The sequence below is a fragment of the Cellulomonas chitinilytica genome (assembly GCF_016862675.1).
GTDB classification, from domain to species: Bacteria; Actinomycetota; Actinomycetes; order Actinomycetales; family Cellulomonadaceae; genus Cellulomonas; species Cellulomonas chitinilytica.
Genome location: NZ_BONK01000007.1, coordinates 229,435 through 251,661, shown reverse-complemented (window position 1 = coordinate 251,661; position 22,227 = coordinate 229,435). Strand labels below are relative to the sequence as shown.

The following is a 22,227-nucleotide window of genomic DNA, read 5'->3' as shown; positions in this document are numbered from 1 at the left end:
ACCCGGAGGGTCCTCTGTCCCCGGGTGCGCCCGCCGCGGCCCTACCCGCTCACCAGGCCGACGGCGGCGGGGGTGTCACCACGGGCGGCCGGTCGTCGCAGGTGATCGTGTTCGGCAGCTCCCACGGGGCGAACCACGGCCCGGTCGTCCCGCCGCCGTCGTTGCCACCGCCGTCCAGCACCGAGAACTCGGAGCCGGCGGGCGTGAAGTGGAACGACCCGCAGTTGTTGATGCCGACCGCGCCGACGTTGCGGGCGTCCACGTTCGTGAACGTCGCCGACCCGGCGGTGCGGGCGCTGAGCACCGAGGTGCCCGTGCCGTCGACCCGCAGGTCCGTGAAGTGGACGTTCGTGATCGAGTACAGGTCCTTGACGGGCCAGTCGGTGACGAGCATGAGCGCGTTGTAGGTGCTGTCGAGGAAGTGGTCGCCGACCACCTGCACGTCGGCGTCGATGCTGCGCTCCAGCGCGTACATCCACAGCGACCCGAGCCCGATGTTCCAGTTGAGCTCGTAGGTGCCCGCGCGGACCGTGGTGTTGTCGGTGAACCGCAGGTACCCGGTGAACGGCTCGGCGCCGAACCGGGAGCCCGCGTGCAGGCCGCTGCCCTCGCGGACCGGGTCCGCGACGAGGTTGGCCGAGACGGTCGTGTCGGTGCCGCCGTAGATCGCGATGCCGTTCGCCAGGGTCGGCGTCTGCACCGTGTCGTGGTCGAACGTGTTGCCCGCGTCCGCGGTGTGCTCGGACCACATCGCGAGGCCGTCGTCGCCGGTGTTCCGGAACACGCTGTTCCGCACCGTCGAGCCCGTCACGCCCGTGTGGAAGTTGAGGCCGTCGGCGATCTGGTCGACGACCATGGTGTTCTGCACGGTCGTGCCGGACATGGGCCCGTCGAACCAGAGCCCGACCTTGGTGTGCTGGATGTACAGGCCGTCGATCGTCGAGTCGCTCATCGCACCGCCGACCCCGTTCACCTGGTCGGTGTCGATCCGCTCGCGCACGTCGCCGCGGATCGCGAAGCCGGACAGGTGCACGCCGTGCGACCCGCCCTGCGCGGCGTCCTTGCCGTAGAACCCGACGCCGGTGTGCACGGACCCGTCCGGCGCGGGCGTCGAGAGGGCGACCTCACGCCCCTGGAACACCGTGTACCAGCTCCCCGCGCCCTCGATCGTCACGTCGTCGACGACGATGTGACGGTTCACCTGGTAGGTGCCCGGCGGGACGTAGACGGGCAGGTCGTGACGCTGCGCGAAGGCGATGGCCTTGTCGAGCGCGTCCGCGGAGTCCTTGCGGCCGGTCGGGTCCGCGCCGAACAGGAGCACGTTCGCGGCCTTGAGCCGGACCTTCGGCGGGGCGACGAGCTCGGAGTCGACGAGGTCGACGACCGTCCACGCGGCCCGGCTGCCCTTCGGCACGGTGAGCCGGAGCGTCTGGCCCGCCGGGTACGTGCGGCCGAGGAGCAGGCGCTGCTCGTCGTAGAAGTGCATGGGACGGAACGGCGTGCTGACCGTCGGCGTCGGGGTGGTCGCCGCCGGGACGCACCCGCACTCGGTGATCCACCAGTCCGGGTGCAGCAGGCCGGCGCCCGGGTCGTTCGTGAACGGGTACTGGTTGTAGAGCCAGGAGTACTGCGAGGTGAGCGTCATCGTCCGCCGGGCGCCGCCGCCGACGGTGACGTCGAGCGGGGCCGTGAGGCCGCCACCTGCCGGCGCGTCGGGCAGGGCGTAGCGGACGGTGATCGCGTTCGCGGCCTTCGGCAGCCGGACCTCGACGTACTGGCCGGGCGTCAGCTTCACCGCGGTGCGGCCCGACGCCTCGGCGGGGAGCGTGTACGCGGTGCGGTCGGGGCCGATCACCGTGCCGTTCGTGACGCCGTTCTCGGCCTCCTGCTCGACGAAGCCGAGGTCGGCGCCCCGGCCCGCGACGAGGGCGGGGTCGATCGCGGCGCGGGTCACGGGGGTGGGCACCGGGGCCGGGGGGCGGCCGGTGGCCGACGCCGGGCCGGCGGTGGCGGCCGCGAGGCCGGCGACGAGCGCGAGCGCGGCGACGCCGGCGAGCGGCCTCGTCGCCACCCGGGTCGGTCGTGCGGGGAGGGACGGGCGGGGCGAGCGGGTGCTGGTGTTCCTCACGGGAGCGCCTCCTTGCGCAGCCGGGACGGCCCCGCGGTCCGCGGGGCCGAGCAATCGGGACACACGGTAGGGACTGGACAATCCGGAGGACAAGAGCGAACGAGACATTGCAAGAACTTACGCGCAACACGCAAAGGCGAAGCAGCGGCGGACGTTGTCGCTCACGCGTCGAGGTGCCGCACCTCGTCCCACACGTCGGCCCACGACCCGCGCGGCCCGGCGCAGGCCCAGACGGCCGTGCCCTGCTCCTCGTTGTCGACGTCGACCCCGTTGTCGACCGTCGCGACCTGCTCGCACCCCACGGCCCACCCGGGCGCCACGTCGAACCCGACGAGCACCACCGGCCCCTGGTCGGCCGGTGGCGGACCCCAGTCGCCGTAGCCGTTGTGCCCGCTGAACACCGCGACGGGCGAGCCGTAGAACTCGAGCGCACCCGCCTCGCCGTAGTTCTGCGTCACGACGAGCGTCGCGCCCGCCGACGACACCGCCTTGTCGACCGTCTCGACGAAGCGCGGCCAGCCGATCATCTCCGCCTGGTCCTCGTTGAGGTCCGCGAGGAACGAGCGCCCGAAGTCCCGCTCGGACAGGATCGGCAGCCCGGCCGGCCACACCACCAGCCCGCTCAGCGCCACCACCGCCCCGGCGACCCACAGCCCGCGCCGGCTCCACCGCTCCGCCAGCCCGCACGCCCCCGCCGCGAACAGCACCGGGACCAGGCCCGTCAGGTAGTACGGCTTGCCGCCGACGAGGAAGAAGCCGACGAACAGCAGCACGAACGCGAACGCGAGCGGCCGGGCCCGGACCAGCGCAGGCGCGCGGAACAGCCGCACCAGCCCGTACACCCACAGCACCGCCGTGACCGGGCTGAAGATGATCAGGCTCAGGACGACGTAGTTGATCCGCTCCTCGAGCGTCGAGTACTCGTCGCGGATGTCACCTGCGAGCTCGAGCTGCGGCCACCCGTGCGTCGCCTGCCAGACGAGGTTCGGCACCCACAGCGCGAGCGCGACCCCCGCACCGGCCCACGCCCACGGCGACCGCAGGTGGTGCCGGACGGCCGGCGTCAGCGCGACCCCGACGACGATGCCGCCGAGCAGGAACGCGACGAGGTGCTTGTCCTCCAGCCCGAGCCCGGTGAGCAGCCCGACCACGAGCCACCCGCGCGGGCGGTCCCGCTGCAGCACCACGACCGTCGCGTAGACGACCGCGGTCCAGAACAGCAGGTCCACCGTCGCCGTCGACAGCATGTGCCCGAGGATCACCGTCACCGCACCCGTCGCGGCCGTCACCGCGGTGAGCACCTGCGCGGCGGTCCCACCCCCGAGCTCACGGGCCGTGAGGGCCGCGAGCAGCACGAACGCCGCCGCCGCGACCGCGCTCGGCAGGTGCAGCGCCGTCACCGAGCCGGGGGCGACGAGGTCGGTCACGCGGGCGATCAGCGGCGTCAGCGGCGGCTGGTCCGGGTAGCCCCACGCCAGCCGGCGGCCGGCGGCGACGAAGTACAGCTCGTCGCGGTGCGGCCCGTACCGTCCCGCGAAGGTCACCAGGACGACGAGCAGCGCACCGGCGACGGCGAGGATCGGGGCCCAGGCCACGGCCGGCGGCGCTGCGAGAGAAGCTGACGGGCGTCGGGCGGCTTCGGTGGCGGCCACCCTCGGAGGGTAGCGACGGGCGATGCCGCACGTCACGCGCCTGGCACGCCCGGTTCCGCCCGATTCGTCGCGCGCCGCGCACCGCAGGGCTAGCGTCGGCCCGACGGGCTGCCGGCACCGGGCCGCACGGCCCGCAGGCCCTGGAGGTGCGCATGCGCGCAGCACGTCCGCACGTGGTCGTCGTCGGCGGCGGGTTCGCCGGGTTCTACGCGGCACGGACGCTCGAACGCGTCCTGCCCCGCGGCGCCGCCGACCTCACCGTCATCAGCGCCACCGACCACCTCTGCTACTCGCCGCTGCTTCCCGAGGTCGCGGCCGGCCGGCTCGACCCCCGGCGGATCGCCGTCCCGCTGCACTCCGCGCTGCGTCGCGCGCGCATCCTGCAGGGCGTCGTCGAGGAGGTCGACGTGTCCGCGGGCACGCTGAGCGTCATGTGCGGGCTCGCCGACCCGGTCGTCGTCCCGTACGACCGGCTGGCCCTCACGGTGGGGTCGGTGACACGACGGCTCCCGACGCCCGGCATGGACGACCACTCGCTCGGCCTCAAGACGCTCGTGCAGGCCGTCTACATCCGCGACCACGTGCTGCGACAGCTCGAGCTCGCCGACACCACGCAGGACCTCGACGAGCGGCGTGCCCGCCTCACGTTCGTGGTGGTCGGCGCCGGGTACGCCGGGACGGAAACGGCCGCGCAGCTGCAGGTCATGACGCAGTCGCAGCTCGACCGCTTCCCACGCCTGCGGCCCGAGGACCTCACGTGGATGCTCGTCGACGTCGCCCCCGCGGTACTGCCCGAGCTCGGCCCGCGGCTCGGCCGGTTCGCGCTCGACGAGATCCGGGCGCGGGGCATGCGGGTGCTGCTCGAGACGTCCGTGCGGGAGATCCTCGAGGACCGGCTCACGCTCTCCGACGGCACCGTGGTGCCCTGCCACACGGTGCTCTGGACGGCCGGCGTCACGCCCCCGCCGCTCGTCGGGCAGCTCGGCCTGGACGTCGAGCGGGGCCGCGTGGTCGTCGACGCGCAGCTGCGGGTGACCGGCAGCGACACCGTCTGGGCGGGCGGCGACGCGGCGTCCACCCCCGACCCGTTCAGCGAGAAGGCCCAGGCCTACCCGCCGACCGCGCAGCACGCCCAGCGCCAGGGCGTCGTGATCGGCCGGAACATCGCCGCGAGCCTCGGTCACGGCGAGCCGCGCCCGTACCGGCACCACGACCTCGGGCTCGTCGCCGACCTCGGCCGCCGGTCCGCGGTCGCCCGGCCCTTGGGGGTGCCGCTCACCGGGCTGCCCGCGAAGGTCGTCGCGAAGGTCTACCACCTGTACGCCGTCCCCTCGATGGCGAACCGCGCGCGGATCGCCGCCGACTGGGCGCTCAACCTCGCCAGCCGGCCCGTGCCCGCACAGCTCGGGCTCGTCCGGCCCGACCAGGCCCGGTTCGGGCGGGCGGAGCACACCGAGCGGGAGCCGGCGGGCGCCTGAGGGGACGCGCGCGACGGCACCCCGGGCGAGACTGGCCCGATGACGATCACCAGCATCCCCACCCTCCCCCTGCCCGGCGGCCGCATCCCCGTGGTCGGCCTCGGGACCTGGCAGTCCGAGGGCGACGAGGCCGAGCGGGCCGTCGTCGCGGCGATCGAGCTCGGCTACCGGCACATCGACACCGCCACCGGGTACGGCAACGAGGCGCAGGTCGGTCGCGCCCTCGCCACGGCCGGCGTCGGCCGGGACGACGTGTTCCTCACGACGAAGCTCCCGCCCGACCACGCCGGCCGCGAGCGCCGCACGCTCACCGAGTCGCTGGCCGCGCTCGGCGTCGACCACCTCGACCTGTGGCTCGTGCACTGGCCGCCGCACCGCCGGGCGACTCCCGAGACGTGGCAGGCGTTCCGGGAGGCGCGCGACGAAGGGCTCGTCCGGTCGATCGGGGTGTCGAACTACTCGATCGCGCAGATCGACGAGCTCGTCGCCGTGACCGGTGAGGCGCCCGCCGTCAACCAGATCCCGTACGGCCCGAAGGACCACGACCTCGCGCTGCTCGCCGCGCACCGGGAGCGCGGCGTCGTCGTCGAGGGGTACAGCCCGCTCAAGCGGGTGGACCTCGGCGCCGACGCGCTCGTCCGGGCCGCCGAGGCGCACGGGGTCACGCCCGCGCAGGTGGTGCTGCGCTGGCACGTCCAGCACGGCGTCGTCGTCATCCCGAAGTCCGTCCGCCCCGAACGGCTGAAGGAGAACCTCGACGTGCTCGGGTTCACGCTGGACGACGCCGAGATGGCGGCGATCGACGCGCTCGGCCACGCCTGACGGCGGTCAGCGGCCCGTCGCGGAGAAGTGCTGGTAGTCGACCGGTGAGGACCAGTCCCCGCCCCAGGTCCAGCCGACCGACGCGAAGGCCCGGACCACGGCGTCGTCGTCGTGGATCACCCCGGGCACGTCGGGACGGTCGGCGAAGTCACGCCCGGCCGGCGGTGCGACGTGGCCGCCCAGCACGTACGGGTTCTCGACGGGGTTCACGTCGATCGCCCGCCCGTACGCGTGCTCGGACCAGCGGGTGCCGCCCGTCACGGCACGGCAGTTGAGGGCGGACGTGTTGTCGGCCGCCATCGACGCGTCGTCGCTCCCGCCGAAGTCGTCGACCAGCCGCATCGACCGGACCGGGTAGCCCCCGTCCCACAGCGCCCGGAACACGGTGACCATGGCGTCGGCGGCGTCCGCGTGCACCACCAGCTCGCCCTGCACGACCTCACCCGCGAACCCGTGATGGGTCACGGTCACGTACCGCAGGTCCTCGAGCGGGACCGGGCAGCCCTCGCGCCAGGACGACGACATGCGGGCGGCCAGGTCGGGCGTGATGGCCGAGACCGTCGACGTGAACGTCGGCGGGACGGGCGTCGCCGGGGCCGGCGGCGTCGACTTCTCCGCGGCGGGCGGGGCGACGACCGCGGGTGTCGTGGACGGTCGGGCCGCGTCGCCGTGCGTCGGCGGCTCGGGACCGCAGCCGGTGAGCGCCGCGAGCGCCGTGAGCACCACGAGCACCGCCGACGCGGCCGTGGCGGTGACGGGTCGGCCCGGGCGTCCCATCGGGCCAGTATCGCGTCGGCTCCGCAGCGGCAGGCGGGCGCCCCGGGGACGTCGCGCGCATGCTGGACGCAGGGTGCGGCAGCGGCCGTGCCGGGACGCCGGACGAGAGGGTGCACGTGCCGACCAGCGCCGGGCTGCTGCTCTACCGCCGGGTGCCCGACGGCATCGAGGTGCTGCTCGGCCACATGGGCGGGCCGTTCTGGGCCCGCAAGGACGAGGGCGCCTGGTCGATCCCCAAGGGCGAGCCCGCACCGGACGAGCCGTGGCACGACACGGCCGTCCGTGAGTTCACCGAGGAGCTCGGCAGCCCGCCGCCGCCCGCGTCCGTCGACGACCTCGAGCTCGGGCAGGTGCGGCAGAGCGGCGGCAAGACCGTCGTCGCCTGGGCCCGGGAGGGCGACCTCGACGTCGACGGCGTGCGGAGCAACCTCGTCGAGGTCGAGTGGCCGCCCCGGTCGGGACGTCGGCTGCAGGTGCCGGAGGTCGACCGTGCCGCCTGGTTCGCGCCCGACGACGCGCGCCGCGTGGTGGTCCGGGCGCAGGCGGAGCTCGTCGACCGGCTCGTGGAGATGCTCGGGGTGCCCGGCTCAGCCCGCTGACGCCGCCGCGGCCCTCGCGGTGCGCGGCCTTGCCTCCCACCGTGTACCCCCGGCAGGCTGACCTGCCGACCGTGGACCTCACGCCGCACCCGAACCGCGACCGACCCGAGGAGTGCCCGTGCCCGACCCGGACGGACCCGAGGCCGACGACCTGCGCGACGCCCTGGCGGACCACGACCGGTGGCTGCGGACCGTCGGGACCGAGGGCGTCCGCCTCGACCTGAGCGGTCGGCGGCTGGCGGGGTTCGCGCTCGCCGGCGCGGACCTGTGCGAGGCGGTCCTCGTGGACGCCGACCTGGCAGGCGCGGACCTGCGCGGCGCGGACCTGTTCCGCGCCGTCCTCGTCGGTGCCGACCTCACGGGCGCGGACCTCACGGGTGCCCTCCTCGGCAAGGCCGACCTGTCCGGGGTCCGCGCCCGGGGTGCCCGGCTGCGGCGCGTCGACCTGCTGCGCACCGACCTGTCGGGCGCCGACCTGACCGGCGCCGACCTCTCGCGCACCCAGCTGCTCCGCTCCGACCTGACCGGGGCGGACCTGCGGGGCGCCGACCTCACGGAGGCCGACCTGCACCTCGTGTCCGTCGACGGGTCGACCTGGGGCGGCACCACCGTGCGGGGCGCGCGCGGCACGCTCGCCGAGCCGGACGCGCAGGTGACGGTCGACGAGCCACCCGGGCCGTCGAGGCGGACCGTCGCCGAGCTCGTGCGGGTGCTCGACGGCCGTGGCGCCGCGCTCGTCGCGCACCCGACGCACGAGGCGCTGCCCGAGCCGCCGGAGTGGCGCTGGCGCGACGGGTGACAGGTGCGTGACGCTCAGTGGTCGGTGACGCTCAGCGGTCGGTGACGCTCAGCGGTCGGTGACCCGCACGCGCCCGACGGCACCACGCTCGGCGTCGCTCATCGCGTGGGACACGAACGCGTACGTGCCCGCCTCGGGGAACGTGAGCTCGACGAAGCCGCCCTGCGCGGGCGCGAGGTCGAGCACCTGCGCGCCGCCCGTGCCGGTCGACCCGCCGTCGCGGAGCACCCAGTCGCCCTCGCGGTAGACGGTGTCGAACTGGCCGCCGACCACGTGGAACGCGCTCGACAGGTTCGGCCCGGCGTCGAGCACCCAGAACCGCACCCGCTCCCCCGCCACGGCCGTCAGCGGCCGGTCGCGGTACTGGTTCGCGTACCCGTTGAACACCACGAGGTCGGGGGTGCGGGATGCGATCCTGGCCGCGTCGGCGACGTCCCCCTGCGGGCCCAGGTACAGCTCGGACTGCACGACGACGTACTCGCGGTCGACGGCGGGCAGGCCCGGCGGGTCGACGACGACCGCACCGAACATCCCGTTCGCGATGTGCATCGACATCGGCATCGTCGAGCAGTGGTACATCCAGATCCCGGACCGCGTCGCCGTGAACGCGTACGTCAGCGACTCCCCCGGCCCGATGGTGCGCATGACGTCGTCGGGGGCGAGCGCCCCGGCGTGGAAGTCGACGGAGTGACCGATCGTGCCGTCGTTGACGAGCATGACCTCGAACCGGTCGCCGACCCGGCCGTGCAGCACCGGGCCGGGCGCCTGGCCGCCGAACGTCCAGAGCCGCTGCGTGACGCCCGGCGCCACCTCGCGGACGACCTCCTGGACCTCGAGCGTCACGCGGTGGGTCGTCGGGCCGGCGGGCGCGAGGGTCGCGTCGCGCGGGCGGAACGACGGGCCCGGGGTGGCCATGAGGTCGAGGTCGTCCGCGGCGGAGCCGGTTCGCGCGGATCCGTCGGCGGACGCGGCACCCGACATGTCGTGCCCCGCGTGGCCGGCCGGCGGCTCGGCCGTGGCGTCCGTGGCGGCGTCGGTCACGGAGTCGGTCATGGCGTCGGTCACGGAGTCGGTCACGGCGTCGGCGCGGGCGGCACCCGGACCGCCTTCGGCCTCGATCGACAGGACCATGCCCATCTGCCGGTGACCGGCGATCGGGCACCACCCGTCGAGGTCGCCGCCGACCACCCCCACCTCGACCGTGCCCTCCGCCCCGGGCGAGAGCCGCCCGGTCCGCGCGCCGGTCTCCACGACGAGCTCGTGCACGTCGTCGTCCTCGTTCGTCACGACGAGGACGAGCCGGTCGCCGACCGGGACCCGGACGGTCGACGGGCTGAACCGCATGTCGAGCGCGCGCACCTCGACGGTCGTGGTGCGGCCCGTCGCGAGGACGCCCGCCGCAGGTGCGCCCACGCCGATGCCGGCGGCGGCGGGGTCGACCGCGACGCCCAGCGCGACGGCCATCGCGAGCACCCCGGTCGCGACGACCGCGGCGCCGCTGCGCGAGGCGGTGGTCGCCGTCGTCCCCGCGGGCCCGGGTGCCACGGCAGGCCCGGTTGCCGCAGCCGGCCCGGTTGCCGCTGCAGGCCCGGTTGCCGCAGCGGGACGCAGGGCCGCGTGCACGGCACGACCGGCGAGCACGAGGAACGCGACGAGCGCCCCCAGCACGACCATCGACGACAGCACCCGGACCGCGCTGGGCACGGGTGCGGCGAACAGCACGAGCCCGCCGTTCACGAGGATCACCCGCACGAGCGCCCCGCGGTCGAGCTCGCCGGAGGTGCGCCGGGCCGCGGACGGGCCGCCGCCGAGCACCACGGGCAGCAGGTAGGACAGCGAGCCGACGAGCACCTGCGCGGCGAACCCGACGGCGAACGGTGCGACGAGCACGCGCAGCCGTTCGGCGGCGGCGACCCAGTCCGGGGCGGCGACGACGACCGCGCCGAAGCCGACCGTGCACGTCGCCAGCCACCCGACGGCCGCCGCGAGGCTCCACGCCGCGTAGGTCCGCGGCGCCGCGGTGCGCGCCTGCGCGACCATGACGACGGCGCCGAGCGCGATGCCGGCGACGACGACCAGCGCGCCGAGGCCGACGAGCGGGCGCCAGCCGGTCCCGGCGCCGACCGCGACGAGCAGCAGGCCGCCGACCACCACGGGCAGCGCCCGGCGGCTCGCCCGCTCGTGCTCCGGCTCGATCCTGGCGTGCAGGACCGTCGGCCACAGCACGACGAGCGTCCCGAGCACCGTGAGGCCGACCCAGCCGAGCAGCGCGAGCGCGACGTGCGCGACGTACAGCCGGGCGTGCGCGTCGTCCGGGACGTGGCCGCGCGCCATCGCGACGCCGCACGCCACGGCGACCGGCAGCACCAGCCCCGCGGCCACGTAGTACCGGGCCGCGTGCCCGAACCGGGACGGCAGCGCGGACCTCGACTGCACGGCGATCGTGACGACCTGCGCGAGCGCGGCGGCCGCGACAAGCACGCCCCCGACGACGACGGGCCACGTGCGGGACGCCGCGATCCCCACGAGCACCGCCACCGCACCCACGGTGTGCGCCGCGAGCCGCGCCGTGAGACCGGCCCGCCCGCCGGGGGCGGGGTGCCGCAGCAGCGTGTCCGCGAAGTGCTGGCTCCACACGAGGATCGCGGTGCTGACCGCGCCGAGCAGCAGCAGGTGGACCATCAGCCACGTCGCGGCGGGGACCGCCCGGTGCCCGAGCGCCAGCAGCGTCGCGGCGACGAGCCACGCACCCACGAGCGCGTTCGCCCGCAGGTGCCAGGACGCCCGGCTCATGGCGCGACCACGGCGAGGCTCGCCGGTGCCGGCGCGGACGCGACGCTCCACGCCGCCACCCCGAGGAACGCCAGGACGGCCACGACGTTCGCGACGCCACCGACCCGCACTGCCGTGACGCTCCCCCACGCGTCCCCGGCGAGCAGCCGGAACGCGAGCGAGACGTGCAGCAGCGCGAGCGGCACGAGCATCACGGGCCGGTACGGCAGCGGCCTGCGGAGCACGGCGGGCAGGATCACGGGCGCGTGGGCGAAGACCATCGACATGACGAACCCGAGGAACACGGCGTGCAGCACGGCGTCGTACCCCGGCCCCTCGGTCGCGGCACCCGCGACGAGCCAGGTCCCGCCAGCCACCGCGAGCCACGCGAAGCCGGTCAGCATCGCGAGCGCCATGAACCGCGGCAGACCGGTGCTGCGGACCGTCCGGCGGGCGACGTCGTGGCGGGTGAGGAGCACCGCGAGGCCGACGAGCGCGCCGCCGAGCACCGCACCCCCGGCGCGTGGCTGCAGCAGCGCGACGGCCGCGCCCGCGACCAGCAGCAGCGCGGCCACCACGACCGCGGCACGGACGGCGACGGGCGGCGGGGCGAACCGCATGAGCTCGAGGCGCTCGCCGACGACCGTCAGGACGAGGAACGCGACGAACCACGGCGTGACGACGGGCACGGGCACGCCGGCGACGAGGAGCAGCGCCGACCCGGCGGCCGCGAGCGCTCCGGCTCCCTGCACGGCGACCGCGGACGCCGGCTGGCGCTGCCAGACGAGCAGGTAGATCCCGACGAGCGCGAGGGTGCCGGCGAGGTGCAGGCCCCGGCCGACGGCTGGGGGTGCCGCGCTCAGCAGGGCGAGAGAGCCGGCGGCGAGCAGCATCGGGGACGCGAACGCGAGCGGCGTGCGCACGGCGACGGCCCGCTCGAGCGCGACGAGCGTGCCGACGACGCCGAGCACCATGAGCTGGCCGTGCACGTCCGCGAGCCGGTCGAGGCGCACGGGCGCGGGGACGCCCAGCAGCACGAGCGCTCCGTCGAGCCCCGCCAGCAGGGCCAGCCCGGCGGGCGCCAGGAGCAGCACGCGCAGGGGCGGCCGGGTCCCGCCGCGAAGGTTTTCCACGGGCCTGACGCTAGTTATCCACGGTGCCCGTCGGCCTGGGTCGGAGGTCCCGGTGCTCGGGACCTCCGTCCCACGCACCGCCCCCGGTCCGTCGACCGATACTGCTCGTATGTCCGTCCGCCGCACCCAGGCCGCACGCACCCTCGCGTCCGGCAGCCGCGTGGACCTGCTGCACCTGCTGCAGGACGGCGGCGAGCACACCATCGGCGAGCTCGCGACGGCGACCGGCCTGCACGAGAACACGACGCGGGAGCACCTGCAGCGGCTCGTCGCGGACGGGTTCGCGCAGCGCACGCCGGAGCGGCGCACCGTCCGGGGGCGGCCGCGGATGGTGTACCGGGCGGTGTCGGCGGACGACGTGCGCGCCGACCCGCACGCGCGGCGCCGGCTCGAGGAGTCGATCGCGCGCGTCGCGCTCACCCGCGTCCTCCTGGAGGGCTACGGGCGCGAGGTCCGCTCGGCGCCCGACGCCGCGCAGGCCGCCGGACGGGCCATGGTCGCCGACCCCGACCTGCACGCCGTCCCGACGCCGGCCGAGGGCACCCCGGTCGTGGACCGTCAGCTCGACGCGCTCGAGGGGCACCTGGAGCGGCTCGGTTTCGACCCGGAGCTCGACCGGGACGAGATGGCCTTCCACCTGTACCGCTGCCCGTTCCTGGACCTGGCGCAGGCCCGGCCGGAGGTCGTCTGCAACGTGCACCTGGGGCTCGCGCAGGGCGTGCTCGACGCCGTCCCGGGACCGGTCGCGGCCCACAAGCTCCTGCCGTTCGTCGGGCCGGAGCACTGCGTGCTGCAGCTCGTGAGCGCCGACCGGGGGCCCGCCGCCGGGCCCCTGTGACCCGTCCGGGTTTTCCACGGTCCTTTCGCGCGCACCGCCCCTGACCCCGCGGACATCCTCGCCCTGAGCCCGAAGACGGGCTCACGGAACGGATGATCGCGGGAGGTCCCGATGTCGACCCTCACCCTGCTGCGCCGGCCCCCTCTGACGGGCTGGGACCCGGAGAACGAGGCCACGTGGGACAAGCGCCTCGCGTGGCGGACGCTCGCGATCACCACGTACAACCTCACGCTCGCGTTCTGCGTCTGGTACCTGGTGAGCGCGATCGCGCCCCGGCTCAACGACATCGGGTACGACCTGTCGAAGGGCCAGCTCTACTGGCTCGCGGCGATCCCGGGCCTCGCGGGCGGCATCGGCCGGCTGATCTACATGTTCCTGCCGCCGATCGTCGGCACCCGCACGCTCGTCGGCGGCACGGCGACGCTCATGGTGCTGCCGATGGCGGGCTGGGTGCTCGCGGTCCGTGACCCGTCCACCCCGTACTCGATGCTGCTGCTCCTCGCGGCGGCGGGCGGCATCGGCGGCGGCGCGTTCGCCGGGTTCATGCCGTCGACGAGCTACTTCTTCCCCAAGCGGATGGCGGGCACCGCGCTCGGCCTGCAGGCGGGCCTGGGCAACTTCGGCGTGAGCCTCATCCAGTTCCTGGTGCCCTGGGTCGTCGGGTTCGGCCTGCTCGGTACGGCGGCGCTGTCGCCGCAGGTCAAGGCCGACGGCTCGGAGATCTACCTGCACAACGCGGGCCTCGTGCTCATCCCGTGGGTCGTGCTCGGCGCGATCCTCGCGGCGGTCGGGCTGCGGCGGATCCCGCTCAAGGCGAACTTCCGCGAGCAGCTCGACATCTTCGGCGAGAAGCACACCTGGTACATGACGGCCGTCTACGTCATGACGTTCGGGGCGTTCTCCGGCTTCGCCGCCCAGATGGGCCTGCTCATCAAGAACATGTACGACGGCATGGAGGGCGCGCCCGACCCGCTGAAGTACGTCTTCCTGGGCCCGCTGCTCGGCTCGATCACCCGCGCCGCGTGGGGCCCGCTGTGCGACCGGTTCGGCGGCGCGGTCTGGACCCTGGTCTCGGGGATCGGCATGACGGCCGCGACGGTGTTCACGGTCTTCTTCCTCGACCCGAGCGACACCAGCACGTTCGGCCTGTTCCTCGGCGGGATGCTCGCGATCTTCACGTTCGCCGGCATCGGCAACGCGGGCACGTTCAAGCAGATGCCGATGATCTTCGACCGCCGCCGGGCCGGTGGCGTCATCGGGTTCACCTCGGCCATCGCGGCGTTCGGGCCGTTCCTCGTCGGCATCGGCCTGTCGCTCGTCGCCCCGCAGGCGTTCTTCGTCGGCGCGGCCGTCTACTTCGCCCTCTGCACGGCGCTCGTCTGGCGCCAGTACGCCCGCCCGGGCGCACCGCGCCCCAGCTGACGCCCGCTCGACGACCACCCTCGAAGGAGGCAGCCGTGAACCCGTCCCCCGCCGGCACCGACAACGCCGCGATCGACGCGCTCCTGAGCCTCGGCTCGCACCTGCGGCCCGGCACGATGTCCGCCGACAAGCGTGCGCTGTTCCTCGAGGGCGGCCGGCAGGGCGACGCGTTCTACCGGGACCGCTGGTCGCACGACAAGGTGGTCCGCTCGACGCACGGCGTGAACTGCACGGGCTCCTGCTCGTGGAAGGTGTACGTCAAGGACGGCATCATCACGTGGGAGACGCAGCAGACCGACTACCCGTCGGTCGGCCCGGACTCCCCCGAGTACGAGCCCCGGGGGTGCCCGCGCGGGGCGGCGTTCTCCTGGTACACGTACTCGCCGACGCGGGTGCGGTACCCGTACGTGCGCGGCGCGCTGCTGCGGGCGTACCGGGCGGCGAAGGAACGCACGGGCGACCCGGTGCTCGCGTGGGCGCAGGTCACGGGCGACCCGGAGACGGCGCGGTCGTACAAGTCGGCGCGCGGCAAGGGCGGGCTGGTCCGGGCGTCGTGGGACGAGGCGGCGGAGATCGTCGCCGCCGCGCACGTGCACACGATCAAGACGTACGGCCCGGACCGGGTCGCCGGCTTCTCGCCGATCCCGGCGATGTCGATGGTGTCGCACGGGTCGGGGGCACGGTTCGTCACGATGCTCGGCGGCACGATGCTGTCGTTCTACGACTGGTACGCGGACCTGCCGGTCGCCTCCCCGCAGGTGTTCGGCGACCAGACGGACGTCCCGGAGTCGGCGGACTGGTGGAACGCGAGCTACCTGATGATGTGGGGCTCGAACGTGCCGGTGACGCGCACGCCCGACGCGCACTTCATGACGGAGGCCCGGTACCGCGGCCAGAAGGTCGTCACCGTCTCCCCCGACTACGCGGACAACACGAAGTTCGCCGACGAGTGGCTCGCCCCGCACCCCGGCACGGACGGCGCGCTCGCCACCGCGATGGGCCACGTGGTGCTGCGGGAGTTCCTCGTCGAGCGGCGCACGGCCCGGTTCGTCGACTACCTGAACCGGTACACGGACGCGCCGCACCTCATCACGCTCAAGCAGCGCGGCGACGCGTGGGTGCCGGACAAGTTCCTCACGGCGGACCAGCTCGACGGGCCGGTCGCCGGTCCCGACGGTGCCCCGCGCGACACGCACGGGCGCGACGCCGCGTTCATGACGGTGGTGCTCGACGCCGACGGCTCTCCGCGCGTGCCGAACGGGACGCTGGGCCACCGGTTCGACCCCGCGCAGGCGGGGTCGTGGAACCTCGACCTGGGCTCGATCGAGCCCGTCATGTCGGTGGCGGACCTCGCGACGCACGACGGCGACGCGGTCGCGGTGGACCTGCCGCGGTTCGACGTGACGGCGGGCGCGGGCGGCGACGGCGACGCCGACGCCCAGCACACCGGCGGCGCGGGCGTGGTCCGCCGCGGCGTCCCGGTCACCCGTCTCGGCGACGCCGTCGTCACCACGGTCTTCGACCTGCTGCTCGCCCAGTACGGCGTCGGCCGCGACGGCCTGCCCGGCACCTGGCCGACGGGCTACGACGACCCGAGCACCCCCGGCACGCCCGCGTGGCAGGAGGAGATCACCGGCGTCCCCGCCGCCGCCGCCGAGCGGATCGGCCGGGAGTTCGCGCAGAACGCCGAGGACTCGAACGGCCGCTCGATGATCCTCATGGGCGCCGGGACCAACCACTGGTTCCACTCGGACACGATCTACCGCACGTTCCTCGCGCTCGTGACGATGACGGGCTGCCAGGGCGTCAACGGCGGCGGCTGGGCGCACTACGTCGGCCAGGAGAAGTGCCGCCCGGTGACTGGCTGGGCGCAGTACGCGTTCGGCCTCGACTGGGTGCGGCCGCCGCGGCAGATGATCGGCACCGCGTTCTGGTACCTCGCCACCGACCAGTGGCGCTACGACGGGCTCCCCGCCGACGCGCTCGCGTCCCCGCTGGCCGAGGGGAAGTTCGCGGGCCGGACGACGGCCGACTGCCTGGTCGAGTCGGCCAGGCGCGGGTGGATGCCGTCGTACCCGACGTTCGACCGCAACCCGCTCGACCTCGTCGACGAGGCGCGGGCCGCGGGCGTCGAGCCGTCGGCGTACGTCGTCGACGAGCTCAAGGCGGGCCGGCTCGGCTTCGCGTGCGAGGACCCGGACGACCCGGCGAACTTCCCGCGCGTGCTGACGATCTGGCGGGCCAACCTGCTCGGCTCGTCGGGCAAGGGCAACGAGTACTTCCTGCGCCACCTGCTCGGCACGGACGCGGCCGTGATGGCCGAGGAGTCCGGCCCGGACCGGCGCCCGGCGAGCATGACGTGGCACGACGAGGCACCCCGCGGCAAGCTCGACCTGCTCGTCACGAGCGACTTCCGGATGACGTCGACGACGCTGTTCTCCGACGTCGTCCTGCCCGCGGCGACCTGGTACGAGAAGCACGACCTGTCGACCACGGACATGCACCCGTTCGTGCACTCGTTCAACCCGGCCATCGCGCCGCCGTGGCAGACCCGCACGGACTTCGACATCTTCGTCACGCTCGCGCGGGCCGTGTCCCGGCTGTCCGAGGGGCACCTCGGGAAGCGCGAGGACCTCGTCGCGGTGCCCCTGATGCACGACACGCCGGACGAGATGGCGACCCCGCACGGCACCGTGACCGAGGTCGACGACCTGGTCCCGGGCGTGACGATGCCGAAGCTCGTCGTCGTCGAGCGGGACTACACCGCGCTCGCCGACCGGTTCACGTCCCTCGGCCCGCTCACCGCGACGGCCGGCATGGTGACCAAGGGCGTGAAGTTCATGCCCGACCTGGAGGTCGCCGAGCTCGGACGGCTCAACGGCACGGTCCCCGACGGTCCGGCCGCCGGGCGGCCCCGCCTCGCGACCGCGCAGCACGTCTGCGAGACGATCCTCGCCCTGTCCGGCACCACGAACGGCCGGCTGGCGGTGCAGGGCTTCGAGAACGTCGAGGCCCAGACCGGCACGGAGCTCGCCTGGCTGGCGCGCGAGCACGAGGGCAAGCGCATCACGTTCCCCGACGTGCAGGCCCGGCCCGTCCCGGTCGTCACGTCGCCCGAGTGGTCGGGGTCGGAGCACGGCGGCCGCCGGTACACCGCGTTCGCGATCAACGTCGAGCAGCTCAAGCCGTGGCACACGCTCACCGGCCGGCAGCACTTCTTCCTCGACCACGACTGGATGAGCGAGCTCGGCGAGAACCTGCCCGTGTACCGGCCGCCGCTCGACCTGGGCCGCCTGTTCGGCGACCGCACGCCCGGCGCGACCGGCCCGTCGGGCACACCCGGGTCCGAGGGCCACGCCGAGGTCACCGTCCGGTACCTGACGCCGCACTCCAAGTGGTCCATCCACTCCGAGTACCAGGACAACCTGTTCATGCTGTCGCTCTCGCGCGGCGGCCCGACGATCTGGATGTCCCCGCAGGACGCCACCGCGATCGGCGTCCGGGACAACGAGTGGATCGAGGCCTACAACCGCAACGGCGTCGTCGTCGCCCGCGCGATCGTCAGCCACCGGATGCCCGCCGGGACCGTCTTCATGTACCACGCGAAGGACCGCACGGTGGACGTCCCGCGCTCGGAGACGTCGGGCCTGCGCGGCGGCATCCACAACTCGCTGACCCGCGTGCTGCTCAAGCCGTCGCACCTGGTCGGCGGGTACGCGCAGCTCTCGTTCGCGTTCAACTACCTCGGCCCGACGGGCAACCAGCGCGACGAGGTCACGACCATCCGACGTCGGTCGCAAGACGTCACGTACTGACGGGCAGGGAGAGTCGCATGAAGGTCATGGCGCAGATGGCGATGGTGATGAACCTCGACAAGTGCATCGGCTGCCACACCTGCTCGGTCACGTGCAAGCAGGCGTGGACGAACCGCACGGGCGTCGAGTACGTCTGGTTCAACAACGTCGAGACGCGGCCGGGCGTCGGCTACCCGCGCACGTACGAGGACCAGGAGAAGTGGGGCGGCGGCTGGGTCCGCACCAAGCGAGGACGCCTGAAGCTCCGGTCCGGCGGGCGGTTCACCAAGCTGTCGCACATCTTCTCGAACCCGAAGCTCCCGGAGATCCGCGACTACTACGAGCCGTGGACGTACGAGTACGACACCCTGCTGTCCGCCCCGCAGGGCGAGCACACGCCCGTCGCTCGCCCGATGTCCCTGCTCACGGGCAAGGCCATGCAGATCCACTGGTCGGCGAACTGGGACGACAACCTCGGCGGCTCGACCGAGACGATGGCGCAGGACCCGATCCTCAAGCAGATGAGCGAGCAGGTCACCGCCGAGCTCGAGCAGGCGTTCATGTTCTACCTGCCGCGCATCTGCGAGCACTGCCTCAACCCGTCGTGCGTCGCGTCGTGCCCGTCGGGCGCGATGTACAAGCGGGCCGAGGACGGGATCGTGCTCGTCGACCAGGACCAGTGCCGCGGCTGGCGCATGTGCGTGTCGGGCTGCCCGTACAAGAAGGTCTACTTCAACCACAAGACCGGCAAGGCCGAGAAGTGCACGATGTGCTACCCGCGCCTCGAGGTCGGGCTGCCGACGGTGTGCTCGGAGACGTGCGTCGGCCGGCTGCGCTACCTCGGGCTCGTGCTGTACGACGCCGACCGGGTGCTGGAGGCCGCGTCCGTCGAGGACCCGGCCGAGCTGCTCGACGCGCAGCGGTCCGTGCTGCTCGACCCGCACGACCCGGCGGTCGTCGCCGCGGCGGAGGCCGAGGGCATCCCGCACGACTGGGTCCTCGCCGCGCAGCGCTCCCCGATCTGGGCGCTCATCTCGACGTACCAGGTGGCCCTCCCGCTGCACCCCGAGTACCGGACGATGCCGATGGTCTGGTACATCCCGCCGCTCTCGCCGGTGGTCGACGTGGTCACCGGGTCGGGCAACGACGGGGAGGACGCCCGCACGCTGTTCGCGGCGATCGACCGGCTGCGCATCCCCGTCGAGTACCTCGCCGGCCTGTTCACCGCGGGCGAGACCGCACCCGTGACGGCCGTGCTGCAACGGCTCGCGGCGATGCGGGCGCACATGCGCAACGTCAACCTCGGCGCCGAGCAGGACCCCCGCATCGCGCAGGCGGTCGGCATGACGGCCGAGGAGATCGAGGCCATGTACCGGCTGCTCGCGATCGCGAAATATGAGGATCGATATGTGATCCCGGCAGCGCACGCCGAGAGCGCCCGGGCGCTGGAGGAGACGGCGTCGGGCTGCTCGCTCGACGTCGACGGCGGGCCCGGCATGGGCGGCGGCGGCCGCTTCGGGTCGTCGTCGGGCCGCCCGGTGCGTGCCGCGGTCGAGACGTTCCACGCGCTGCGCAACCGGCAGACCGCGGACACCCCCGCAGGAGCGACGCCGACGCGCGTCAACCTGCTCAACTGGGACGGCAACGGCGCACCGCCCGGGATGTTCCCGCCGGAGAAGGGCCAGCCCGGCTACGGCGACGGACCGGAGGCCCACGCATGAGCCGCCGCGCCGGCACCGGCCGCCCGCCGTCCCTGCCGTTCCTCGAGCCCGTCGTCGCGCACCCGAGCGAACGGGTCGTCGCGCACATGGCCGCCTCCTTGCTGCTCGACTACCCGACCTCCGAGCTGCGCGAGCGGCACGGGCTGATCCGCGACTCGACCGCGATCCTGTCCGCCCCGGTCGCGACGGCGTTCACGGCGTTCCTCGACGCGGCCGACGCGCTCGACCTCGACACCCAGCAGGTCCACTACGTCGAGACGTTCGACCAGCGCCGCCGCTGCGCGCTCTACCTGAGCTACTACGCCGCGGGCGACACCCGACGGCGCGGGATGGCCCTCGTGACGTTCGTCGAGGCGTACCGCGCGTGCGGCTGGGAGCCGCGGGAGGACGAGCTGCCCGACCACCTGCCGACCGTGCTGGAGCTCTCGGCCCGCGACCCCGGGCCCGTCGCGGACGCGCTGCTCGGCTCGCACCGCGCCGGGATCGAGCTGCTCCGCTCCGCCCTGCACCACGTCGGCAGCCCGTACGCGCACGTCGTCGACGCCGTCTGCCTCACGCTCCCCGCGGTCGACGAGGCGACGGCCGCCCGGTTCGCCGACCTGGTCTCGGCCGGGCCGCCGAGCGAGACCGTCGGCCTGTCCGCCCCCCTGCTCCCGTTCCCGACCATGCGCCCGTCCGACCGTTCGGAGGTCCCGGCATGACCACGCGTGACGTGCTCCTGTGGGTCGTCGTGCCCTACGTCGCGGGCGCGGTGTTCGTCGTCGGGCACCTGTGGCGGTACCGCTACGACCGCTTCGGGTGGACGACCCGCTCGTCGCAGGTCTACGAGTCGCGGCTGCTGCGTGCCGGGTCGCCGATGTTCCACGTCGGGATCCTCATGGTGATCGGCGGGCACGTCGTCGGGCTGCTCGTGCCGCGCACCTGGCTGGAGGCCGTCGGCGTCACCGAGCACGCGTACCACCTGGTCGCGACGTGGGCGGGAACGCTGGCGGCCGTGCTCACGCTCGCCGGGCTGGCGATCCTCGTCTACCGGCGGCGGACCGTCGGGCCCGTGTTCCTCGCCACGACCCGCATGGACAAGCTCATGTACGTCGTCCTCGGCGCGACCCTCGCGTTCGGCACGACCGCGACCGTGATGTTCCAGCTCCTCGGCGACGCCTACGACTACCGCGGCTCGATCTCGCCGTGGATCCGTGGCCTGCTCACGTTCCAGCCCGACGCGTCGCTGATGGCCGATGTGCCCCTCGCGTTCCAGCTGCACGTGCTGTGCGCGATGTCGCTGTTCGCCCTGTGGCCGTTCACGCGGCTCGTGCACGTGTTCTCCGCGCCGCTCGGGTACCTGACCCGGCCGTACATCGTCTACCGCACCAAGGACGACACCCACCTGGGCAACCGCGTGCCCCGCCCCGGCTGGGAGCGCGTCGAGCGCCCCGGTTCCCGCCGCTGACCCCACCCGCTGTTCCGCACCGACACAAGGAGAGACCCATGACCGCCGAGAACATCGAGATCCTCCCGACCGCCCCGGCGGCCGGGCCCGCCGGCCACGCGTGCGGCTGCGGCGGCCACGACGAGGCCGACCCGGTCCTCGACGTCCGCCCCATCCCGCACGCCATCCGGCACGCGACCGTGTTCGGCGCGTTCGACGCGATCCCCCCGGGCGGCTCGCTGATCCTCGTCGCGCCCCACCTGCCCCGGCCGCTCATCGCCCAGCTCCGCGAGCGCGCCGAGCTCGACGTCGAGGTCCTCGTCGACGGCCCCGAGGCGTGGCACGTGCGCCTGACGCGCCTGGGCTAGACATTCGCGGGGCCGTCGCCGTGACGGCCCCACGAGTGTGAGCCCACGCGCTCTCCGCCGCCGAGCATCACCCGCAATACAGCGATGCGACCGGGCTGTAGGTCTTCGTCGGCGCGTCGTCGTACCCGACGAGGTCCACATCGATCATCGATCGCCACTCGACCTTCTCCACCAGATTTGCGCAGACAGCTCGGGCGGCTGCCCGATTGGCAGAACCCCCGCCGGAGTAGACGACCTTCTGACCCGTGGCTCGGGGAGTCCAGACTCCGCCCACCTTCCTTGACTGGAGGGTGATCGTCACTACTGCTGTCGTGGCGGAGCAGTTGACGTTCACCCACCATCCGTGGCCCGACGTGGCTGCCGGCGGAGTGCTCGACAGGTGCAGATAGTCTCCGTATTGCTCGAATGCGCACAGACCCAGGCCTTGCGTCGTCCCGCTCCCTGTCTTCGCTGGCACGGAGGGACTGGATGGCGCCCCGACCTCGACGGTCAGGTGAT

General features: G+C 73.9%; 17 protein-coding genes. 11 read left to right on the top strand and 6 right to left on the bottom strand.

The window, feature by feature from the left end; translation table 11 throughout:
• Positions 1 to 49: 49 nt before the first annotated feature.
• Together Cch01nite_RS12150 and Cch01nite_RS12145 are read right to left on the bottom strand one after the other, a co-directional pair.
• On the bottom strand, positions 50 to 2,128 hold the full coding sequence (locus tag Cch01nite_RS12150) for a glycosyl hydrolase family 28-related protein (RefSeq protein ID WP_239070389.1): 2,079 nt from the start codon (positions 2,126 to 2,128) through the stop codon (positions 50 to 52).
• A 161-nt stretch (positions 2,129 to 2,289) separates the two neighbouring features.
• Positions 2,290 to 3,780 carry an ArnT family glycosyltransferase gene (locus Cch01nite_RS12145; RefSeq protein ID WP_203754342.1) on the bottom strand — a complete coding sequence of 497 codons (1,491 nt, stop codon included), beginning with the start codon at positions 3,778 to 3,780 and terminating at the stop codon, positions 2,290 to 2,292.
• Between the two features lie 152 nt (positions 3,781 to 3,932).
• Between Cch01nite_RS12145 and Cch01nite_RS12140 the strand changes: the two genes are divergently transcribed.
• On the top strand, positions 3,933 to 5,258 hold the full coding sequence (locus Cch01nite_RS12140) for an NAD(P)/FAD-dependent oxidoreductase (RefSeq protein WP_203754330.1): 1,326 nt from the start codon (positions 3,933 to 3,935) through the stop codon (positions 5,256 to 5,258).
• 39 nt (positions 5,259 to 5,297) lie between these two features.
• Positions 5,298 to 6,080: an aldo/keto reductase gene (locus tag Cch01nite_RS12135; RefSeq protein ID WP_203754328.1), complete on the top strand. Its 783-nt coding sequence runs from the start codon at positions 5,298 to 5,300 to the stop codon at positions 6,078 to 6,080.
• 6 nt (positions 6,081 to 6,086) lie between these two features.
• Here Cch01nite_RS12135 and Cch01nite_RS12130 read toward each other — a convergent pair whose 3' ends face one another.
• Positions 6,087 to 6,857 carry a M15 family metallopeptidase gene (locus tag Cch01nite_RS12130; RefSeq protein WP_239070387.1) on the bottom strand — a complete coding sequence of 257 codons (771 nt, stop codon included), beginning with the start codon at positions 6,855 to 6,857 and terminating at the stop codon, positions 6,087 to 6,089.
• A 59-nt stretch (positions 6,858 to 6,916) separates the two neighbouring features.
• Here Cch01nite_RS12130 and Cch01nite_RS12125 point away from each other — a divergent pair, with 59 nt between their 5' ends.
• Together Cch01nite_RS12125 and Cch01nite_RS12120 are read left to right on the top strand one after the other, a co-directional pair.
• Positions 6,917 to 7,456: an NUDIX hydrolase gene (locus tag Cch01nite_RS12125; RefSeq protein WP_239070385.1), complete on the top strand. Its 540-nt coding sequence runs from the start codon at positions 6,917 to 6,919 to the stop codon at positions 7,454 to 7,456.
• A 118-nt stretch (positions 7,457 to 7,574) separates the two neighbouring features.
• Positions 7,575 to 8,255 (top strand): pentapeptide repeat-containing protein, encoded by a 681-nt coding sequence (locus tag Cch01nite_RS12120; RefSeq protein WP_239070383.1) that lies wholly within the window; start codon positions 7,575 to 7,577, stop codon positions 8,253 to 8,255.
• A 48-nt stretch (positions 8,256 to 8,303) separates the two neighbouring features.
• Here the strand turns inward: Cch01nite_RS12120 and Cch01nite_RS12115 are convergent, their stop codons facing one another.
• Together Cch01nite_RS12115 and Cch01nite_RS12110 are read right to left on the bottom strand one after the other, a co-directional pair.
• A complete protein-coding gene (locus Cch01nite_RS12115; protein WP_203754324.1) occupies positions 8,304 to 11,048 on the bottom strand; it encodes a multicopper oxidase domain-containing protein in 2,745 nt (914 codons plus the stop codon).
• Complete coding sequence (locus Cch01nite_RS12110; RefSeq protein WP_203754322.1) at positions 11,045 to 12,160, bottom strand: DUF8744 domain-containing protein; 1,116 nt, start codon at positions 12,158 to 12,160, stop codon at positions 11,045 to 11,047. Before Cch01nite_RS12110 ends, Cch01nite_RS12115 begins: the two co-directional genes overlap by 4 nt.
• 109 nt (positions 12,161 to 12,269) lie before the next feature.
• Here Cch01nite_RS12110 and Cch01nite_RS12105 point away from each other — a divergent pair, with 109 nt between their 5' ends.
• The 7 genes from Cch01nite_RS12105 (at position 12,270) to Cch01nite_RS12075 (ending at position 21,729) form a co-directional block, all read left to right on the top strand.
• The gene (locus Cch01nite_RS12105; RefSeq protein ID WP_203754321.1) at positions 12,270 to 12,998 is read left to right on the top strand and encodes a helix-turn-helix transcriptional regulator; all 729 of its coding nucleotides are present in this window, start codon (positions 12,270 to 12,272) and stop codon (positions 12,996 to 12,998) included.
• A gap of 111 nt (positions 12,999 to 13,109) precedes the next feature.
• Positions 13,110 to 14,420: an MFS transporter gene (locus tag Cch01nite_RS12100; RefSeq protein ID WP_203754320.1), complete on the top strand. Its 1,311-nt coding sequence runs from the start codon at positions 13,110 to 13,112 to the stop codon at positions 14,418 to 14,420.
• 35 nt (positions 14,421 to 14,455) lie between these two features.
• Entirely contained in the window at positions 14,456 to 18,235 is a 3,780-nt protein-coding gene (locus Cch01nite_RS12095; RefSeq protein WP_239070379.1) for a nitrate reductase subunit alpha, read from the top strand.
• 17 nt (positions 18,236 to 18,252) lie between these two features.
• The gene (narH, locus tag Cch01nite_RS12090; protein ID WP_203754317.1) at positions 18,253 to 19,935 is read left to right on the top strand and encodes a nitrate reductase subunit beta; all 1,683 of its coding nucleotides are present in this window, start codon (positions 18,253 to 18,255) and stop codon (positions 19,933 to 19,935) included.
• Positions 19,932 to 20,636 carry a nitrate reductase molybdenum cofactor assembly chaperone gene (gene narJ / locus Cch01nite_RS12085; RefSeq protein WP_203754307.1) on the top strand — a complete coding sequence of 235 codons (705 nt, stop codon included), beginning with the start codon at positions 19,932 to 19,934 and terminating at the stop codon, positions 20,634 to 20,636. Before narH ends, narJ begins: the two co-directional genes overlap by 4 nt.
• Positions 20,633 to 21,382 (top strand): respiratory nitrate reductase subunit gamma, encoded by a 750-nt coding sequence (gene narI / locus Cch01nite_RS12080; protein WP_203754293.1) that lies wholly within the window; start codon positions 20,633 to 20,635, stop codon positions 21,380 to 21,382. Before narJ ends, narI begins: the two co-directional genes overlap by 4 nt.
• A 38-nt stretch (positions 21,383 to 21,420) precedes the next feature.
• Positions 21,421 to 21,729 carry a DUF2249 domain-containing protein gene (locus Cch01nite_RS12075; protein WP_203754290.1) on the top strand — a complete coding sequence of 103 codons (309 nt, stop codon included), beginning with the start codon at positions 21,421 to 21,423 and terminating at the stop codon, positions 21,727 to 21,729.
• Between the two features lie 67 nt (positions 21,730 to 21,796).
• On the opposite strand, the gene Cch01nite_RS12070 is transcribed toward Cch01nite_RS12075, so the two are convergent.
• Positions 21,797 to 22,030 carry a hypothetical protein gene (locus Cch01nite_RS12070; protein ID WP_203754287.1) on the bottom strand — a complete coding sequence of 78 codons (234 nt, stop codon included), beginning with the start codon at positions 22,028 to 22,030 and terminating at the stop codon, positions 21,797 to 21,799.
• Between the last annotated feature and the right edge of the window lie 197 nt (positions 22,031 to 22,227).

What these genes read in the sequence shown, in the direction of transcription:
- narJ (WP_203754307.1), top strand. Translation starts at nt 19,932, where the DNA reads ATGAGCCGCCGCGCCGGCACCGGCCGCCCGCCGTCCCTGCCGTTCCTC.
- narI (WP_203754293.1), top strand. Translation starts at nt 20,633, where the DNA reads ATGACCACGCGTGACGTGCTCCTGTGGGTCGTCGTGCCCTACGTCGCG.
- Cch01nite_RS12115 (WP_203754324.1), bottom strand. Translation starts at nt 11,048, where the DNA reads ATGAGCCGGGCGTCCTGGCACCTGCGGGCGAACGCGCTCGTGGGTGCG.
- Cch01nite_RS12135 (WP_203754328.1), top strand. Translation starts at nt 5,298, where the DNA reads ATGACGATCACCAGCATCCCCACCCTCCCCCTGCCCGGCGGCCGCATC.
- Cch01nite_RS12105 (WP_203754321.1), top strand. Translation starts at nt 12,270, where the DNA reads ATGTCCGTCCGCCGCACCCAGGCCGCACGCACCCTCGCGTCCGGCAGC.
- Cch01nite_RS12125 (WP_239070385.1), top strand. Translation starts at nt 6,917, where the DNA reads ATGCTGGACGCAGGGTGCGGCAGCGGCCGTGCCGGGACGCCGGACGAG.
- Cch01nite_RS12100 (WP_203754320.1), top strand. Translation starts at nt 13,110, where the DNA reads ATGTCGACCCTCACCCTGCTGCGCCGGCCCCCTCTGACGGGCTGGGAC.
- Cch01nite_RS12075 (WP_203754290.1), top strand. Translation starts at nt 21,421, where the DNA reads ATGACCGCCGAGAACATCGAGATCCTCCCGACCGCCCCGGCGGCCGGG.
- Cch01nite_RS12140 (WP_203754330.1), top strand. Translation starts at nt 3,933, where the DNA reads ATGCGCGCAGCACGTCCGCACGTGGTCGTCGTCGGCGGCGGGTTCGCC.
- narH (WP_203754317.1), top strand. Translation starts at nt 18,253, where the DNA reads ATGAAGGTCATGGCGCAGATGGCGATGGTGATGAACCTCGACAAGTGC.
- Cch01nite_RS12130 (WP_239070387.1), bottom strand. Translation starts at nt 6,857, where the DNA reads ATGGGACGCCCGGGCCGACCCGTCACCGCCACGGCCGCGTCGGCGGTG.